This is a genomic window from Gluconobacter sp. Dm-44 (assembly GCF_018256175.1).
Lineage (GTDB): Bacteria > Pseudomonadota > Alphaproteobacteria > Acetobacterales > Acetobacteraceae > Gluconobacter > Gluconobacter cadivus.
Genome location: NZ_JAERLZ010000004.1, coordinates 184,569 through 199,210 on the forward strand (window position 1 = coordinate 184,569; position 14,642 = coordinate 199,210).

A 14,642-nucleotide genomic window follows, 5' to 3' on the forward strand; every position below is an offset into this window, starting at 1 on the left:
GGCGACGACGCACGTCTCCCGGAACGACGGGAGGATACGGCTATGGGAGCTTCGGAGCCCATCAGAAATTCGAACGCAGGGTAAACATGAAATTCCGGGGCTCACCGTAATAGTTGTAATAATAGAAATTGCCGAGCCGCTGATAATAGCGCGTATTGGAGATGTTGTTGAGGTTCATGGTCAACGCCAGATAGCGGTTCCACTGATATCCGACCTGTGCCGAGGCGGTGATGTAACCGGACTGCGTGACAAGACGATTGGTGCCGAACGTCCCGCTCTGTGCATTGATGCCGCCCCCGATGCTCCAGATGTTTTTCTGCGCACCACGATAGGGTTCGAACCGATAATGCGTCCAGAGTTTCCACAGATGACGCGGCGAATTCCCGGCATAGGCAAGGCCTGCATTCGAGGGCGTGCCGTTATCAACGATGCGGTTATCGTTATAGGTATAACTGGCATTGATGTCCCATCCCGGCAGGGGACGGCCAATCACTTCGGCTTCCGCACCCTGACTGCGCGTTTTACCTGCCGCGACGTAACAGGTAGCGGTATGGCTCGGGCCACAGGTCGGGTCCAGATCGCTGTTGGCAATCGCATCGTTCCGCTGCACGATCTTGTATCCCGCCATCGTGAAGCTCAGCATCTGGTTGAACAGCGCACCTTTCATGCCGCCTTCAAGCTGCCCACCCCGCACCGGCTGAAGCTGGCGTCCGTCCACGCCATAGGCAGACTGGGGGCTGAACGTGTCCGTATAGCTGGCATAGAATGTGATGTGCGGCAGGACGTGATAGACCAGCGCGGCATAGGGCGTCAGGATACCCTGCTGGTCGATGGACGTGCTGGTCACGGCCCCCGGCACCAGATCGCGCGATTTCTGCACATATCCGCTGATGCGCCCGCCCAACGTCAGGAAAATGCTCGGCATGAGCTGAAAGCGCCCCTGCCCGTACACGCCCCACTGTTCGGTCGGCTGCCAGCTCCGGCTTTTGATGGAGGGGAGAATGGCCCCTGAAATGGCGCCATAATCGCTGATCGGCAGACCGGCCAGAGCCGCGTTTGTACGGGAATTGACGCTCGTTCCGCCGCCTTCATAGACATAGCGGTTATAATTCGCGCCGATCATAAGCGTATGCGTCCGGTTCAGCAGATGCAGCGGTCCGGTCAGATACCCGTCCACACCATCATTGGTTTCGCTGTAAATGGAGCGGGCCGCCACATAATTCGCTGTCTGCGCCTTGGCATTATAAGCGTTGATATAGCTGTATTGCAGATCAGTATCGGCCGTCCTGTGCCGCCCTGTGACACGCCCGACCCAGCCCGCACCAAAGCGCCGTTCGAGCTGCGCCATGACTTCGGTCGTCGGCACCTGCCCCTTGTTCCAGTCCGAGCCGATGAACGTATTGCGCGGCAGATTGAGGTCCGCCCCCGTACCGCTCATGCGCGGCAGGCCCATATAGCGGGTCGTGTCATTGGACTGCGACGTGACGGAAACGGTCAGGGTAGTACGCCGATCGATATGGACGTCTGTCACGCCATAGATCGTCCAGCGGCGATCATAGGCGTTTTTATAGAAGAAATCGCGATCGGTCCCGGCCATGACCAGACGGGCAGACACGATTTTCGAGTTTCCGATCGGCCCACCCACATCGACGCTGGCATGATAATTATCCCATGATCCGGCGCTGAAAGACGCATTGCCCTGAAATGTTTCGGTCGGGCGTTTATGGACGAAATTGACGCTGCCTCCCGGTGCGCTCGAACCCTGCAACACACCATCGGGGCCGCGCAGAACCTCGATCCGATCATAGATCGCAAGGTCGAACTGTTGGGCAAGCTGAAGACCACCTGTCGCGGGTGATCCATCATACTGGGCCGCGAGTTGGAAACCACGGGACGAAAACCCCGCCGTACCATCGCCATACAGATTGACGTTGACGCCCGCGACCTGTTTGAGCGCGTTGTCGACCGTGAAAAGATTCTGGTCCTTCATCTGCTGCGTGCTCAGAACAGAAATCGACTGCGGTACGTCTTCGGGCCGCAACAACATGCGCGTCGTAGACACCGCACGCACGGTATAGGTTCCAGTGCCGTCTGTGGTAGCGGTTGCACGATGTCCATGGACCAGAAGCTGCTCGACACTGCCGGGAACATCTGACTCTGCCGTTACGACAGAAGACGGTTTTTTCTTCGTGGAGACCTTCTTCTGCTCCTGTCCCGCCGCAGAGAAATCCACGGGCGCTGCCTGCGCCACAGCTTCCTCCCAGCCACCGGACAGCAGCGCGAGAGCATACAGGGTTTTTCTGAACCCCGTTCCCGGACGGGAACGTGAAGCCGGATTATTCCCTGTCTGCATCATACGCGCTTTCGAATGGTCGTTTCTCGGTGCCTCCTACAGAAGGACTGACGCAAACCTATATGAGAATAGTTCTTATTAACAGAGCGCTATTCCGCTTTTGTTGGCAAAAAAGCCTTTACGAAAACATACGAAACACTTTCGACGCCTGATACGGGGGCCCGGTACAGGAATAACCTTCCAGAAAGCTTCTGGAGATGATCCATCGAATCCAGAATATCATGCCGGAAAAACGAAACCGGACATCTTCATAAATCCCTGACAAAACGGGCCTTGCGGGCCATTCCGCCCCCCTTAAAACGATCATTGCATCACCCTGCATTTTTGGGTTTCCGTGATGCGATCAAAGTGCCAAAAGCCCTCGCATTCGGGACGCTCAGGTCACCGTTCCAGTCAGGAATTGCATCGTGTTCAAAACGCTCTCCGGCCCGGCCATTGCGGGTCTCTGCGCTCTGTTCGCATCGACCTTCATTGCGGTGACAACCGAAGTCGCACCGGTTGGCCTGCTGATCGACATGGCCAAGTCTTTCAACATCACCGAAGGTCATGCCGGATTGGCCGTGAGCGCCTATGCCCTGCTCGTCGCATTCGGGGCCGTCCCCATCACGATCGCCACGAGCCGCATGGACCGAAAGATGCTCATGGTGCTCTGCCTCGTCGGGTATGTCGTCTCCAACCTGATTTCCGCCATGGCACCCAGCTTCGGCATTCTCTGCGTCGGCCGGGCGCTGGGTGGCCTGTCTCACGCGCTGCTGATGTCCATTGCCGCCGCCTATACCGCCCATCTCGTACCCGAACGCATGACGGGACGCGCCATTTCGTTCGTTTTCGGAGGGACGTCTCTGGGGTCGGTTCTGGGCGTTCCGGGAGCCGCCGCAATCAGCCAGTTCACAAGCTGGCGTGTGGCACTCTACGTCATTGCAGCGCTGGCCGCGATGCTGACGATCTTCATCGCACTCTATCTCCCGCCCGTACGCGGCGCCGATACCAAAGCCCTCAAAGTTCCCACCCTTCGCTCACCCCATGCCGCGCGGATTTTCGGCATCGTAATCGGCGTGAACGCCATTTTCTTCTTCGCGCATAACCTGCTCTATACTTACGTCTCTCCGCTGCTTCTGGCGCATGGTCTGCCCGAACATCTGTTAAGCATTGCGCTGCTCATCACCGGACTTGTCAGCATTTCCGGTCTGTGGGCGGCAGGACAGGTCGTGGATCGCTGGCCTGCGGGCGGTCTGTTCGGTGGCGGCATCGCCATGCTGACTGGCATGACCCTGGTCTACGGACATTTGCTGTCCGCCTGGCCAAGCGTCGCGGCGATCGGGCTGTGGTGCATGGGCTATGCCGCCATTATTCCCTTCGTCATGTCCGGTGCCATCCGGGCCCGCGCGACCAGTGCGGACGTGGCGGGTGCTGCGGTCAACAGCAGCAGCAACATGGGCATCCTGCTGGGCTCGGCGATTGGCGGGCATCTTCTCAATACACTGGGATTTGCAGTGCTCTGCCCCGCCTCAGTGGTGATCGCTCTGGGCGGCATCCTGCTCGCAGCGTTCAACCCCGCTGCCTTTCCACGCAAACTCCAGCACGACTGACACACTCTATTCAGGCGTTGCGAAAACGCTCTTCAATTCCGCAACGCGCAGCCCGGATGGCCTCGGGTAGATCTTGTCCCTCGGCCAGTCCCGCCGCCAGAGCACTGGCAAGCTGACAGCCCGTTCCCCTCAACTCGAATGCAAAACGGGGAGAACGGAAAGCCACGGGAGGAGAATCCGTTTCATACAGGACATCCTCAGAAACCGAGGACGGCAGATCATGCCCGCCCTTGAGCAGAACACTCTGACAACCCCGAGACAGCAGCGCGTTGACGATTTCCTCGCGTTCCACCGCCGGAGCCATTCCCAGTGCAGCAGCCAGCGCCGCCAGTTCCGGCAGATTGGGAGTGAGAATAGTGGTTCGGGGCAGAAGCAGGGCGATCAGAGCCTGCATACCCTCCGGGTCCAGCAGCGCATGACCGGAGCTTGAACAGAGCACCGGGTCCAGCACCACCGGCACATCTGGCAGAAGTTCTGCGACAACACTGATCAGAGGCGCGTTGAACAGGGCACCGATCTTGACGGCCCCGATCCCCGTTTCCAGCGCCGCTTCAATCTGAACGGCCAGAAGCGATGGAGCGACAGGCTCCACCGCCAGAACGCGACGATCCGTCTGAGCCGTGACGGCGGTGACGGCAAGGCGGGCTGTCTGTCCAGACGCTTGAACAGACAGCAGATCCCGTGCAAGGCCAGCGCCCCCGCTGGAATCCATCCCACCGATCAGAAGAACAGGCCGCGTCATCGTCCCGTCGTTGCAATAAACGCAGGCACACCCGCCTGCGCGGAAAAGCGTTTGGCGGCCCGCCACGCCCGCAGACCACTCGCACAGACAAAGACGGTTCTGCCCGGCCCTCCAAGCAGAGTTTCGGAATGCTCAATCGGCCCGCGAACGGCCCAGGACACGGAAGGCGGTCCCTGTTCCTCCAGCCCCCGCAGATCGAAAACGCGGTCTTCCGCGCGGATCTCTTCGAGCCCGAGAATGAAGGGACCCTCATTTTCGGCAGAAACCGCAGTATCGAACCGGAAAGACGAACTTCTCCAGCGTTCCAGATCCAGCGTCATGATCTGCCCCAGCGGAGAAGGCTGCGTTTCAAGCAGAACGGACAGCACCATCTGTGCCTGTATGGCCCCGAGTGCCGCAACAGCAGGCCCCATCACACCGGCTTCCGCACAATTCGGCAGAATGGCGGGCAGATCCGGGAAAACAGCCCGGTAATCCGGGGCCGTGCCGCAGAACCCGCCCGCATATCCCGACCGTCCAAGCACCGAAGCACTCACGAGGGGCAGGCCCGCTTCAGCACACAGATCGGACAATAGATAGGTGACGGCCACACTGTCCGCCGCATCCACGACAACGGACACATCCGTCAGAAGACGCCGGGCCAGTGTCGGCTCCAGACGCTCCGCCACGGGTACGATCTGACAGTCCGGGTTCAGGTCCGACAGCCGATCGGCCACGCAGGCGGCCTTGAAACGGCCGATATCGTCCATGCGAAAGAGCGTCTGACGATGCAGGTTGCTCTCATCCACACGATCATGATCGACCACCGTGATCCGCCCGCATCCAGCACCGACAAGCGCGGGCAGAACAGTCGCGCCCAGACCACCCGCGCCCACAACCAGAACATGGGCCTCCAAAAGGCGCTTCTGGTCAGCTTCCCCCTGCGGGAAAAACCGGGTCTGCCGCACATAACGGCTCATCGTCTGTAGGCCTGCGTCGCGGCGACCCATTCCCGACACCGCGACACCGGGTCTTCCGCCTGCTGGATGTCCGTCACAACGGCCGCACTGTCCGCCCCCGCCGCAAAAACCCCTTCCAGACGCTCCGGCGTAAGGCCGCCGATGGCGACAAGCGGCGTCTCCCCGGCGCGGGTTTTCCAGTCCCGGACGCGCTCCAGCCCCTGCGGCCCCCATTTCATTTTCTTCAGCAATGTCGGATAGACGGGGCCGAGTGCGACATAGGCCGGTTTGAAGGACAGAGCGCGTTCAAGCTCCGCCGGGTCGTGAGTGGACAGCCCGAACCGGATGCCCGCACGCCGCAGAGCGTCAAAATCGGCGGTCTCCATATCTTCTTGCCCGAGATGGACGAAATCGCATCCCAGTTCCAGCGCCAGACGCCAGTAATCATTGATGACAAGCTGCGCGCCATGAAGGGCGCAGAGTGCCCGGGCATGGCGGATCTGACGGCGGAGCTCTGCGTCCGGCTTGTCCTTCAGCCGAAGCTGAACCAGACGCACACCACAGGGCAGCAGCGTTTCAAGGAGCGAAACGTCTCCCACCAGAAGATAAAAGGGATCAAGCGTCATCATACCAACTCCGCCAGACCGAAAACCGGGGTTGAGGCGCAGGCCATGTCCCGTCTGGGCATCAGCCCGGCCTCGAACGCGTCCCGCCCCGCCTGAATGGCACAACCGAACGCCCGCGCCATGGCCGCCGGGTCCACCGCCTTGGCCACCGCCGTATTGAGCAGAATGGCGTCCAGACCCATCTCCATAGCCTGTGCCGCCTGACTGGGTGCACCAATCCCTGCATCCACAACGAGCGGAATCCCGCTGAAATGTGCCCGCATGGTTCGCAGACCTTCAGGATTACGCAGTCCCTGCCCCGATCCGATGGGCGCGCCCCACGGCATCAGCACCTTGCATCCTGCTTCCAGAAGTTTTTCCCCCACGATCAGATCTTCAGTCGTGTAGGGAAACACCTCGAACCCCTCAGCACACAGCACGCGCGCGGCTTCGACGAGTGCGAACGGGTCCGGCTGAAGTGTGTCGGCATGGCCGATGACTTCCAGTTTGATCCACGATGTTCCAAACACTTCGCGCGCCATACGGGCCGTGGTGACGGCTTCGCGGGCCGTATGACACCCGGCAGTGTTCGGCAGCAGGCGGCAGCGGCTTTCGGACAGGATGTTCCGGAACGCGGCCCCCGCAGCGCCTTCCCGCCGCAGCGAAACCGTGATGATCTCCGCACCGGACGCCTCGATCGCCTCCAGCAACACCGCGGGCGACGGATACTGCGCCGTCCCGAGCATCAGCCGCGACGTCAGATCAACGCCGTAAAACATGTCAGCCTCCCTGCATCGGAGACAGGACTTCGACCTTCATGCCCTCGTCCAGACGGGTTGCATCACGCATGGAACGGGCAATGAAATCACCATTCAGGGCCGTGGCCACGCAGGGAGCTTCAAACCCCTGTTCGATCAGCAGGTCGGCCAGCGTCCGGGCCTGTGTCCTGATGAGCTCGCCGTTCAGATCAATCCGCATGCGCGTAAACCTCCGCAAGTTCTGCCACCAGTTGCTCGGCGCAGACGGGCGCCATCAGGAAACCGTGGCGGTACATCCCGTTGACGTAACTCCGCCCCCCGACATGGCGGACAGCCGGGATATTGTCAGGAAAAGACGGGCGCAGCCCCGCGCCCAGTTCAAGGATTTCAGCCTCGGCAAAGCCCGGATGAAGCGTGTAGGCCGCCGAAAGCAGTTCCATCGCCGCTCGCGCGGTCACCGGGCCGGGCCGGGCGCTTTCCACCATGGTCGCCCCGATCATGTACCGATCCCCATCCCTTGGCACAACGTAACAGGGAAAGCGCGGATGCAGCAGCCGGACCGGCCGCGTCAGCGATACGTCCGGGGCATGCACGATCAGCATTTCCCCCCGCACGCCGCGCAGATCGGCGAGACTGTCTCGGGCAGCCAATCCCCGGCAATCCACGACATGACCGCGCGGCGCATCCGACCGGAAGGTCACGCCTTTCGCAAGCAGCTTGTCGCGCAGGCTGGCAAGCGCTTTGCGCGGGTCCAGATGCGCTTCGGTCGGGAAAAACAGTCCGCGCGCAAACCGCCCCTCCAGATCCGACTCCAGATCGCCGGGAACGACCCAGTCGTGCTGCTGCGTGGCGCGCGCAAAACGATCCAGTTCGGCGCCGTCACGCGGCGGGGCAACGACAAGCGTGCCACGCTTTGTGACGCCCGGAACATGAGCCGCCCACCAGTCCACCGCTGCCTGTCCCTGCGCCACGATCAGGTCGGGCGCGCTTTCTCCCTCGCAGAACGGGGCCAGCATTCCCCCCGCAAACCGTGATGCCGCCTCTGGACTGCCCTCCGGGACAATGACTTCCACGTCAAGACCCCGGTCGGAAAGAGCCGTGGCGCAACATAGCGCCGCAACCCCCTCCCCCAGGACGGAATGGATCATTCCGCCGGTTCCGTCACGGGTACATAAAGCGCGCCGCCTTCCCGGAACTTCCCGGCCATTTCTTCCATCCCAGCCTGCTTTTCCGCTTCCGCCCGGATGTCATGGGAGATCTTCATCGAACAGAATTTCGGCCCGCACATCGAACAGAAATGCGAGACCTTATGCGCCTCTTTCGGGAGGGTCTCATCATGCATAGACCGCGCCGTATCGGGGTCCAGTCCCAGATTGAACTGGTCTTCCCACCGGAACTCGAACCGCGCGCGGGACAGCGCATCGTCACGCATCTGCGCGCCCGGATGTCCCTTCGCCAGATCCGCCGCATGCGCTGCGAGCTTGTAGGTAATGACACCAGTCTTGACGTCATTGCGGTCCGGCAGACCCAGATGTTCCTTGGGCGTCACATAACAGAGCATCGCCGTGCCGAACCAGCCGATCATGGCCGCGCCGATGGCGGAGGTGATGTGGTCGTAACCCGGCGCAATATCGGTCGTTAGTGGGCCAAGCGTGTAGAAGGGTGCCTCGTGGCAATGTTCGAGCTGCTTGTCCATGTTGGCCTTGATCTTGTGCATCGGCACATGGCCCGGCCCCTCGATCATGACCTGACAGTCCTTCGCCCAGGCGATTTTTGTCAGTTCGCCAAGGGTTTCCAGCTCTGCGAACTGCGCGGCGTCATTGGCATCTGCAATCGAACCGGGGCGCAGGCCGTCGCCCAGCGAGAACGACACGTCATAACGGCGGCAGATATCGCAGATTTCATCGAAATGCTCATACAGAAAGCTCTCGCGATGATGATGCAGGCACCATTTTGCCATGATGGAGCCACCGCGGGAAACGATGCCCGTCACGCGGCGGGCCGTCAGCGGGATCATGTGCAGACGGACACCGGCGTGGATGGTGAAATAATCCACCCCCTGCTCCGCCTGTTCGATCAGTGTGTCGCGGAAAATTTCCCATGTCAGGTCTTCCGCAATTCCGCCGACCTTCTCCAGCGCCTGATAGAGCGGAACCGTCCCGATCGGCACGGGTGCGTTGCGGATGATCCAGTCGCGGATGTTGTGAATGTTACGGCCCGTCGAGAGATCCATGACCGTATCCGCGCCCCAGCGGATGGACCACACCATTTTCTCGACTTCTTCTTCCATCGAAGACGTCACGGCCGAATTGCCGATATTGGCATTGATCTTCACAAGGAAATTACGGCCAATAATCATCGGTTCGAGTTCGCAATGATTGATGTTGGCGGGAATGATGGCGCGACCCGAGGCAATTTCCTGCCGCACGAATTCCGGCGTCACGAAATCCGGGATGCTGGCTCCGAAATCCTCGCCGTCGCGCGCCTCTTTCAGGGCTTCCGTCCGGCCGATATTCTCGCGAATGGCGACGAATTCCATTTCCGGCGTGATGATCCCCGCACGGGCATAGGCCATCTGTGTGACGGCGCGATCTCCAACAGCCCGCAGAGGACGGCGCTGCTGCGGAAAGCTCGGTGTCAGCCGATCCCCCTGTGCAAAACCGTTATCGGCTGCCGTGATCGTCCGCCCCTCATACTCTTCCACGTCCCCACGATCGCGAAGCCAGTTTCCCCGGCTGTCCGACAGGCCCTTTGCAATGTCGATGCTGACGGAGGGATCGGTATAGGGGCCTGAACTGTCATAGACATTCAGCGGACATTCACCCGAAACCGCAATCTGCCGCAGCGGCACCGCGATGTCATGATGCACGCCACGGACATGGATCTTGCTGGAAGCCGGCAGAGGGCCGGTCGTAATAGCGGGAATGGAAGCGTTCATGTGGTGTCTCCTCAAGCGCACTCGAAAAGACCCAAGAAACGTGAGGCAGAAAGGGAGCCGCTGCCCCCAGTGCCCGATCACGGACACGGAAAAGGCCAGATCGGCCCGAGAGGGACATGCCCTCCGGTCTTCCTACGCCAGCATCAACTGGGTCAGGTTCAAAGGGTCGCCTCACCGTGGCGCCGGTTTCCCGACGTCACCAATTGGCCTCTCAGTCCCCTAGGCGGGACTCCCCTGACAGGAAGCGACAGTGCTGGAGAAGCGTCAGAAGATCAAGAGCAGAGTGCGTCTGCCGTGCTCTTATGGTTCTGCAGCATGAGTGGGAGAATTATCTGACCACATATCTCGATGGATCTTCCATTTGCCATCCTGCTTGAGCAAAACGATCGTCTGTTTGCCGCGCTCGATAACCTGACCTTTGGTATCAAGCATCCTGATTTGAGAAAGGCTGGTTGCAGCATTTTCGCCACCATAAATCTCATAGTGATCGAATGTGGCACCGCCAACGAGATCAGGCCGCAAGGTCTTCTCAAAATAAGCAAGAATGGCAGCGCGACCGGAAATTGGGTCCGCGTTGGGGGGCAGTAGTCTGGCGTCATCAGTGTAAAGACGCGAAATTGCCTGAAGATCGCCCTTGGCGAGATCGGCAGCAAACTGCTCGGTCACAGCCTTCACGGCAGCCACATCCGGCGATTGCGTGCTGGCCGCCATGGCAGGTGCGCATTGCAGAACGAGCGCCATCGAGGCGCCGAGAAAAGAAGCGAACGGTTTTGTAAATATCATGACAAATGTCCCGGTGATAAAAAGTCGTTGAAGCGATCGGCCCTGTATTTCAAAGCTGTGAACAGCCGCCATCGACCACCAGTTCTGTGCCGACGACATATTGGGATTCGTCGCTTGCGAGGTAGAGAACTGCAGCGGCGACTTCTTCAGCCCGGCCCATGCGTCCAAGAGGAACGCTCGCAGCGAACTGGGTTTTGAAGTCTTCCACTTCGGCTTCAGAAAGACCGATCTTGTTCAGAAGCGGCGTTTCGATCCCGCCGGGTGCGACCGCGTTGACACGGATTTTGCGACCGAGCAGCTCATAGGACCAGCTCCGCGCGAAAGACCGGACTGCCGCTTTGGCGGCGGCAACCAGCGACAGGGCATGTTTGCCGGTCTGGTCGATAAACGAGGTCGTCAGAATAACGGATGCCCCCTCACGCAGTACGGGGAGTGCCGCCTGCATCGTGAATACGGCACCTTTGACACTGACATCCATGACGTCGTCATACTGACGTTCATCAATTGACTGTAAGGGTGTCGGAATGACGTAACCGGCGTTCACAAACAGAATATCGAGGCCGCCGAATGCCTTCTGGACCTTGTCCGCAACGGAGATCATGGCGTCGACAGACCGCACATCGGCCGCCAGAACCAGCGCCTCTCCGCCCAGTTCTGCATGCACATCGGCAAACCGGGTTTCATCGCGCCCCGTGACGGCAACACGCGCTCCTTCTGCGACAAACCGCTTTGCAGTCGCAAGGCCGATACCGCTCGTACCGCCCGTGATGAGGGCAGTTTTTCCCGAAAGTCTCATATCAGATCCCCATATTAGAAAAACGTGACAGGCGTCCCGGACGCGATCACCGTTCCCGTTGATCCTATCAAAACGGGTTATGACCTAAAGGACATATTTCCCTCTCTTTAAGACATATCGCCTTGCTATCCACATATGGCGCAAAACAAGGGAAATAGGTCCTTTAGGAAATTCTCACAGAGCATTACGTCTCAAGACCGTCCAGAAACCAGCCCTATGGGGCAGGAGACATGAGGAGACGGAGATGCTTGAAATTTTCGATGAAACCTTCCCGGAAGAATTGACCGAGGCAGGGAGCGCACGGCGCCGCATGATGCTCATGGGGAGCGCTGCGATTGCTGCAACGGCGGCAACGCGCCTTCTGCCGGAAAGCGCACGGGCGGCCGTGTCGGGGACAGCCGAAAAACCTATAGATTTTCTGTTTGCGATTTATCCGAACGGAACACTTCTTGATTTTGCCGGCCCCAACGAAATCCTGTCGCGCATTCCCAACACGAATGTTCGTTTTGCCAGTCCTGAGGGCGGTTTCGTCACGCTGGAAAAGGGCATTGTTTTCGGGCCAACGGAAAAGCTTTCCGATATCGACAAGGTCGATGTCATTTGCGTGCCTGGCGCCCTGAATCTTTCGGCCATGATGAAGCCCGAGACACTGGGGCATGTCCGGCGTCTGTCCGAGACGGCGAGATATGTGACCTCCGTCTGTACCGGCTCTATTATCCTTGCGGCTTCAGGGGTTCTCAAGGGGCGGCGAAGTGCCTGTCATTGGGCATTTCTGAACATCCTCAAAGAATATGGGGCCATTCCTGATCCCGCGCGTATTGTGAAGGATGGACGCTTCATGAGTGGGGGCGGAGTAACGGCCGGTATTGATTTCGGTCTGGCGATCGCAGCTGAACTCCGTGGGGCGCAAGCCGCGCAGGAAGTACAGCTTCTTGTGCAGTATGATCCGCAGCCACCTTTTCATGCTGGCAATCCTGCGGAGGCACCCCCGGCAATTCGTGACGTGGTTTATAAAAAACTTCCGGGCTCTCAGAACGGCCTGATGCGCCCGGTTCTTTAATCTGTAGAGACCAGATACGCACCAGAAAATGGTGCGTATCTGTTTCAGGCCGCAGGAGATGGCAGAGTGTCGTCGGCGATCCATTCTCCGTGAAAGCCAAACGGCACCCGGACCGGCAGGCGTATTGTAGCGACAGGCTCCCCAGTAAAATCCTGAGCATCCAGAATAACAACATCGCTCAGATTTCGGGCCGCATCGTACACATAAGACATGATCCAGCCTTCATCTTCGGCAAGTGCCTCTGGCTTGCGCACGAAGATGGGCTCTAACGTCATGCGGTCGGGGCCATAATGATGGATTTCCGTGGTTCCCCGCAGCATGTCGTGTTTCATGGCAGGTCCGAAACGTACGTCCCGCCCCCAGTGAGCTGTATAGCCGAAGCGATAGGACTGACCGCCGAACCGGTCATTGATCCGTGGGAACTCAGTTCCGTGATCGTCAAGAAGCATCTCGCTCAAGCGCCCGGAGCGCCGGTCTAGCGTCCAGCGGACGAGCGTGGGCGCGCCTTCGTTCGGGCCATTGTGATCACGCTCGAACATCCGGGGATGACGCACGAGATCGATGATTGTCAGATCCCCATCGTCATAGGCATTCACGAAATGGAAAACGAAGCAGCGTGGGGCTTCGAACCACTGAATGTTCGTGCCGTCTTCATTGCGGGGCAGCAGCCCGATCCGCGCATCCCGTCGCTCATCCCAGAGCCAAGGGAATTTCGCCTTCGCATGTTCGGGCTGAAACGTAACCGGCAGATCGGGGATGACGATGAACGACGCGGTAAATGCCATATCATGGATTAGTGGAATATGGGGCAGATCGATCCGTGCTTTCGTCGTGGCATATCCGTTCTGGTCGAGCGAAATATAGCGAACCGGCTGTCCGGGTTCATAGGCAAGAGCGTGCTGTTCGCCGGTTATGGGATCGAATTTTGGATGGCCGGTGAAGCCGGCTTCAAGAGTCCCGTTGAAATCCGCACGCGCGACGCTTTCCAACTCATAGTTCAACTCGACTGGAAGGCTGCCCGCTTCGACAACAGCATAGAGTTTTCCTCCAACACTGGTAAAATTCGTGTTCACGCTGCCATCGCGCAAACCCATGCCGGGCCCTTCGAGCGGTGGCAATTTCAGAGCGGCGACCACGGACGCATCCCTGACATAGCGGCTGCGATACCACTCTGCCCTTCCCTTACGCAAACGCAGTCCATGCGCCATGCCTGACCCTGAAAACCAGTGATATTGCGCAGGGTCTGGAACACTGACGGGGTTGGGACCGATACGCAGAAGCCGACCATTCAGGGCTTCAGGAATATGGCCGATAACCTCCAGATCGAAAGCGGTCGTTTCAATCTCGATCGGTTTGAAATTATTGGCGAGATAAGGCCCCCCGGAATGCGTGGGCGCATGGGATTTCGAGATTAGAGTCATGACGATGTCCTATGTGATAGATCATCACATCGTCATTCGTTGATCCAATGTCAACTTAAATGTTATACATCATCACATGAAGCAAATCACAGACGCAAAACCCTCCGGTGCTCGCAAAACCTATCATCATGGTGATCTGCGGAAGGTATTACTTGATGCAGCCTTAGCGGAAGTCGCCGCTCATGGGGCGCAGGGTCTTTCCATGGCATCGCTGGCGCGCAGGGCTGGCGTTGCGCAGTCGGCGCCGTACCGCCATTTCAGCGACCGTGAAGACCTCCTTGCTGCCGTTGCGACGGATGGATTTGAACGCTTCACCGAGGCTCTTCTCGAAGCCGCGTCGGACGGAGACGACGTGACCGCGCTGAACAGGATGGCGGTCGCCTATCTCGTGTTCGGGGAGAGGAATGTGGAGCTTTATCGCCTCATGTTCGCATCGGGTCTGGTTCCGGGGGCGGCACCCGATAGCGCCCTGAAGCGCGCAGCAAACACCAGTTTTCAGCCGCTTCTTGATCGCGTCCGGACCTCAGACCCGGCGGCATCACCTTTGTCGGCACATGTCAGATGGGGACAACTTCATGGTCTGGTCATGCTGAAGGCCGACGGGTTTATTCATGATCCGTTGGAGGCACTGGTGGGTGTCCTCTCTCTTTAAGATCATA

The 14,642-nt window shown here is 59.2% G+C and carries 14 protein-coding genes and 1 riboswitch; of the genes, 3 read left to right on the forward strand and 11 right to left on the reverse strand.

From position 1 onward, the window contains the following. Positions 1–61: 61 nt before the first annotated feature. Entirely contained in the window at positions 62–2,356 is a 2,295-nt protein-coding gene (locus JK213_RS07280) for a TonB-dependent siderophore receptor (protein WP_228125530.1), read from the reverse strand. Positions 2,357–2,757: 401 nt separating this feature from the next. On the opposite strand from JK213_RS07280, the gene JK213_RS07285 reads away from it, so the two are divergent. Continuing rightward, the gene (locus JK213_RS07285; protein WP_194262711.1) at positions 2,758–3,942 is read left to right on the forward strand and encodes an MFS transporter; all 1,185 of its coding nucleotides are present in this window, start codon (positions 2,758–2,760) and stop codon (positions 3,940–3,942) included. Positions 3,943–3,952: 10 nt separating this feature from the next. On the opposite strand, the gene JK213_RS07290 is transcribed toward JK213_RS07285, so the two are convergent. The 9 genes from JK213_RS07290 to JK213_RS07330 all read right to left on the reverse strand — a co-directional run bounded on the left by JK213_RS07290 (position 3,953) and on the right by JK213_RS07330 (position 11,502). Further along, on the reverse strand, positions 3,953–4,684 hold the full coding sequence (locus JK213_RS07290) for a PfkB family carbohydrate kinase (RefSeq protein WP_194262649.1): 732 nt from the start codon (positions 4,682–4,684) through the stop codon (positions 3,953–3,955). After that, positions 4,681–5,643 carry a HesA/MoeB/ThiF family protein gene (locus JK213_RS07295; RefSeq protein WP_249200451.1) on the reverse strand — a complete coding sequence of 321 codons (963 nt, stop codon included), beginning with the start codon at positions 5,641–5,643 and terminating at the stop codon, positions 4,681–4,683. The genes JK213_RS07290 and JK213_RS07295 overlap by 4 nt, the downstream gene beginning before the upstream one ends. Beyond that, the gene (locus tag JK213_RS07300) at positions 5,640–6,251 is read right to left on the reverse strand and encodes a thiamine phosphate synthase (RefSeq protein ID WP_194262647.1); all 612 of its coding nucleotides are present in this window, start codon (positions 6,249–6,251) and stop codon (positions 5,640–5,642) included. The genes JK213_RS07295 and JK213_RS07300 overlap by 4 nt, the downstream gene beginning before the upstream one ends. After that, positions 6,248–7,006: a thiazole synthase gene (locus JK213_RS07305; protein WP_194262646.1), complete on the reverse strand. Its 759-nt coding sequence runs from the start codon at positions 7,004–7,006 to the stop codon at positions 6,248–6,250. Before JK213_RS07305 ends, JK213_RS07300 begins: the two co-directional genes overlap by 4 nt. A 1-nt stretch (position 7,007) precedes the next feature. Then, complete coding sequence (gene thiS, locus JK213_RS07310) at positions 7,008–7,205, reverse strand: sulfur carrier protein ThiS (protein WP_194262645.1); 198 nt, start codon at positions 7,203–7,205, stop codon at positions 7,008–7,010. After that, positions 7,195–8,133, reverse strand: coding sequence for an FAD-dependent oxidoreductase (locus JK213_RS07315; protein ID WP_211571319.1), 939 nt, complete (start codon positions 8,131–8,133; stop codon positions 7,195–7,197). The genes thiS and JK213_RS07315 overlap by 11 nt, the downstream gene beginning before the upstream one ends. Further along, the gene (thiC, locus tag JK213_RS07320) at positions 8,130–9,923 is read right to left on the reverse strand and encodes a phosphomethylpyrimidine synthase ThiC (RefSeq protein ID WP_211571320.1); all 1,794 of its coding nucleotides are present in this window, start codon (positions 9,921–9,923) and stop codon (positions 8,130–8,132) included. Before thiC ends, JK213_RS07315 begins: the two co-directional genes overlap by 4 nt. Positions 9,924–10,035: 112 nt before the next feature. Continuing rightward, positions 10,036–10,169: riboswitch (TPP riboswitch) on the reverse strand. 54 nt (positions 10,170–10,223) lie between these two features. Continuing rightward, positions 10,224–10,778: an SgcJ/EcaC family oxidoreductase gene (locus JK213_RS07325; protein ID WP_194262642.1), complete on the reverse strand. Its 555-nt coding sequence runs from the start codon at positions 10,776–10,778 to the stop codon at positions 10,224–10,226. Further along, on the reverse strand, positions 10,756–11,502 hold the full coding sequence (locus tag JK213_RS07330) for an SDR family oxidoreductase (RefSeq protein ID WP_194262641.1): 747 nt from the start codon (positions 11,500–11,502) through the stop codon (positions 10,756–10,758). The genes JK213_RS07325 and JK213_RS07330 overlap by 23 nt, the downstream gene beginning before the upstream one ends. Before the next feature lie 244 nt (positions 11,503–11,746). On the opposite strand from JK213_RS07330, the gene JK213_RS07335 reads away from it, so the two are divergent. Beyond that, entirely contained in the window at positions 11,747–12,562 is an 816-nt protein-coding gene (locus tag JK213_RS07335; RefSeq protein ID WP_194262640.1) for a DJ-1/PfpI family protein, read from the forward strand. Between the two features lie 44 nt (positions 12,563–12,606). On the opposite strand, the gene JK213_RS07340 is transcribed toward JK213_RS07335, so the two are convergent. Further along, the gene (locus JK213_RS07340) at positions 12,607–13,983 is read right to left on the reverse strand and encodes a carotenoid oxygenase family protein (RefSeq protein WP_194262639.1); all 1,377 of its coding nucleotides are present in this window, start codon (positions 13,981–13,983) and stop codon (positions 12,607–12,609) included. A 76-nt stretch (positions 13,984–14,059) separates the two neighbouring features. Here JK213_RS07340 and JK213_RS07345 point away from each other — a divergent pair, with 76 nt between their 5' ends. After that, positions 14,060–14,635, forward strand: coding sequence for a TetR/AcrR family transcriptional regulator (locus tag JK213_RS07345; RefSeq protein WP_194262638.1), 576 nt, complete (start codon positions 14,060–14,062; stop codon positions 14,633–14,635). Positions 14,636–14,642: the final 7 nt, after the last annotated feature.

Excerpts from the sequence above, each read along its gene's own strand:
- JK213_RS07280 (WP_228125530.1), bottom strand. The coding sequence starts at position 2,356 with ATGATGCAGACAGGGAATAATCCGGCTTCACGTTCCCGTCCGGGAACG.
- JK213_RS07290 (WP_194262649.1), bottom strand. The coding sequence starts at position 4,684 with ATGACGCGGCCTGTTCTTCTGATCGGTGGGATGGATTCCAGCGGGGGC.
- JK213_RS07295 (WP_249200451.1), bottom strand. The coding sequence starts at position 5,643 with ATGAGCCGTTATGTGCGGCAGACCCGGTTTTTCCCGCAGGGGGAAGCT.
- JK213_RS07300 (WP_194262647.1), bottom strand. The coding sequence starts at position 6,251 with ATGATGACGCTTGATCCCTTTTATCTTCTGGTGGGAGACGTTTCGCTC.
- JK213_RS07305 (WP_194262646.1), bottom strand. The coding sequence starts at position 7,006 with ATGTTTTACGGCGTTGATCTGACGTCGCGGCTGATGCTCGGGACGGCG.
- thiS (WP_194262645.1), bottom strand. The coding sequence starts at position 7,205 with ATGCGGATTGATCTGAACGGCGAGCTCATCAGGACACAGGCCCGGACG.
- JK213_RS07315 (WP_211571319.1), bottom strand. The coding sequence starts at position 8,133 with ATGATCCATTCCGTCCTGGGGGAGGGGGTTGCGGCGCTATGTTGCGCC.
- thiC (WP_211571320.1), bottom strand. The coding sequence starts at position 9,923 with ATGAACGCTTCCATTCCCGCTATTACGACCGGCCCTCTGCCGGCTTCC.
- JK213_RS07325 (WP_194262642.1), bottom strand. The coding sequence starts at position 10,778 with ATGGCGGCTGTTCACAGCTTTGAAATACAGGGCCGATCGCTTCAACGA.
- JK213_RS07330 (WP_194262641.1), bottom strand. The coding sequence starts at position 11,502 with ATGAGACTTTCGGGAAAAACTGCCCTCATCACGGGCGGTACGAGCGGT.
- JK213_RS07335 (WP_194262640.1), top strand. The coding sequence starts at position 11,747 with ATGCTTGAAATTTTCGATGAAACCTTCCCGGAAGAATTGACCGAGGCA.
- JK213_RS07340 (WP_194262639.1), bottom strand. The coding sequence starts at position 13,983 with ATGACTCTAATCTCGAAATCCCATGCGCCCACGCATTCCGGGGGGCCT.
- JK213_RS07345 (WP_194262638.1), top strand. The coding sequence starts at position 14,060 with ATGAAGCAAATCACAGACGCAAAACCCTCCGGTGCTCGCAAAACCTAT.